Annotated in this window: 2 protein-coding genes; one reads left to right on the top strand and one right to left on the bottom strand. The window is 60.3% G+C overall.

Translation table 11 applies throughout. From position 1 onward, the window contains the following. Nucleotides 1-257 (bottom strand): 2-hydroxycarboxylate transporter family protein (locus tag PMI29_RS00165; protein ID WP_008004749.1); only part of this gene is annotated, 257 nt, incomplete at its 3' end. Nucleotides 258-385: 128 nt separating this feature from the next. Between PMI29_RS00165 and PMI29_RS00170 the strand changes: the two genes are divergently transcribed. After that, a complete protein-coding gene (locus PMI29_RS00170) occupies nt 386-1,303 on the top strand; it encodes a LysR substrate-binding domain-containing protein (protein ID WP_008004747.1) in 918 nt (305 codons plus the stop codon). Nucleotides 1,304-1,356 lie beyond the last annotated feature (53 nt).

Here is a 1,356-nt window from a genome sequence, read left to right as displayed (position 1 = left end):
CCGCCGCCGATTTCCTTGAGGATCGGCAGGCGCGAGCCCAACTGGCCGAAGAACACGCCCATGGTCATGATCACGGCGAGCCCGCCGATCATGTTCTTGGGCAGGAAGCCCAGATGGGCCGAGAGATAAACGATGACCGCGATGCCGAGAAAGATCGGCAGCGGGATGACGCCGATTTCGTAGGCGCAGAGGCTGCGCAGGCGTTGCACGAAACCGCCGTTGGGGGCGTTAAGGGTTTGCTCGTAGGGCTTGTTCATGTCGCGCTTTCCTCATGTTGTTTTTATCGAGGATTCAGAAACCACGGTTGGCCGGGGATGGATTGCCACTGGGTAGATCGATGCTATCCTTCGCGAATAACGCGATAAACAGCAAAAGTATGAGGCGTATGAACACGAATCGTGATCAATTTCCCTTGCCTGAAGACCTCAAGGTGTTCCTCACCGTCGTGCGGAAAAACGGCTTCGCCAGCGCCGCCGAGGAGCTGGGGTATTCGCCGGCCTACATCAGCAAACGCATTTCCGTGCTGGAAACCACGCTCTCGACCCGCCTGCTGCACCGCACGACAAGACGCATCGCGCTGACCGACGACGGTGAGCGGGTGCGGGTGTGGGCGGAGAAGTTGCTGGGTGATTTCGACGACTTTGTCGGCGAAATATCCGAGGCGCGGCAACAACCCATGGGCTCGTTGCACATTTGCAGCAGCTTCGGTTTTGGCCGCAACCATGTGGCGCCGGCGATCTGCGAGCTGTCGCAGACCTATCCCAAACTCGAACTGCGCCTGGACGTGTTCGACCGCGTGGTCGATATCGTTGGCGAGGGCTTCGATCTGGAGATTCGCGTGGGGGATGACCTGCCGGGCCAGCACCTGGGGCGCAAACTGGTGAGCAACCGGCGGGTGCTGTGTGCGACGCCCGAGTACCTGGAGCGGCGCGGTGTGCCGCAATCGCTGGCTGACCTCAAAGACCACGATTGCCTGGTGCTCAAGGAGCGCAACAACGCGTTCGGCGTGTGGAACCTGACGAAGGACGGGCAGGAAGAGTCGGTGCGTGTCAGCGGGCCGTTATCCTCGAACAACGGCGAGATCGTGTTGCAGTGGGCCTTGAGTGGCGGCGGGATCCTGTTGCGCTCGATGTGGGATGTGAAGCCGATGCTGGAGCAGGGGCGACTGGTGCAGGTGCTGCACGATTACACCCAGAGCGCCAACGTGTGGGCGGTGTACCCGACGCGGCTGAGCCAGTCGGCCAAACTGCGGGTTTGCGTCGAGTTTCTGGAGGAATATTTTCGTCATCTGTCGGTTGAGTGAACCACCGGCGTCTCTGTAGGAGCGAGCTTGAACTGGCCTAATGATTTTGGACA

It is taken from the genome of Pseudomonas sp. GM49, from assembly GCF_000282355.1.
GTDB lineage: Bacteria > Pseudomonadota > Gammaproteobacteria > Pseudomonadales > Pseudomonadaceae > Aquipseudomonas.
The sequence above is the reverse complement of the archived record's forward strand: the minus strand, read 5'-3'. Positions and strand labels throughout refer to the sequence as shown.

What these genes read in the sequence shown, in the direction of transcription:
- PMI29_RS00170 (WP_008004747.1), top strand. Translation starts at nt 386, where the DNA reads ATGAACACGAATCGTGATCAATTTCCCTTGCCTGAAGACCTCAAGGTG.